The following is a 727-nucleotide window of genomic DNA, read 5'->3' on the forward strand; positions in this document are numbered from 1 at the left end:
TCTAACATTAATTCAGTAATATTCTCATTTTTGACTGTAGCCAATAATCGTCCTATAAAAAAATTTAATTCATCTTGCGACCATAATGGCATCGTATTAGCAAAAAGCCTTAATGATTCTGGTCTTTTTGTCCATTTCTGTCCTTCATTAAATTCTATTTTTATTTTCTTTTTAATCCCGTTATCTATCTCATTTAGTTCATTTCTAAAATAAGCAATAGCTACCAACGTTCGTAATTTTATAATCCTATCTCCAGGAACATTCATAATTTTTTTACAGTTTAGTATTAAAGAATCAATATCTTTAGTACTAAATGCATAATCCATTCTTTCTTGCAACTTATTTATAACCCTTCTATTTTTAGTAATATAGGTATCTTGTATAAGTTGGCAAAAGTCATCAATTTCAATCTGATGTTTAAATAAGATTTGAAATAAACTTTCTGCATTAATCTTATTTTTCCCACTTTCAACTTTAGCATAAAAAGGTCTGCTAATAATCCCTTCACACATTTGTTGTTGTGTTAATCCGAGTTTTAGACGCTCTACACGTAATGCTTTTCCAATTTTCATAGAATTCCTCAGTAATATACTTAATATAAGATTTCTTCAAAAATATATAATAACTAATAATAATATTCTACTTCAAAAAAGATCTAATTTATAAATATTAATACGCGTGGTGCTAGTTAAATCGTTCTAGGCAATATGCCATGTTGTAAGCTAAT

At 27.2% G+C, this 727-nt stretch carries 1 protein-coding gene; it reads right to left on the reverse strand.

All coding sequences use genetic code 11. The annotated features are described in order from the left end of the window. A partial coding sequence (locus CP368_RS10130) for a helix-turn-helix transcriptional regulator (protein ID WP_098046064.1) occupies window positions 1-572 on the reverse strand: 572 nt, incomplete at its 3' end. Window positions 573-727: the final 155 nt, after the last annotated feature.

It is taken from the genome of Lactobacillus sp. UMNPBX17 (genome assembly GCF_002553735.1).
In the GTDB taxonomy this organism is placed as follows: Bacteria; Bacillota; Bacilli; order Lactobacillales; family Lactobacillaceae; genus Lactobacillus; species Lactobacillus gallinarum.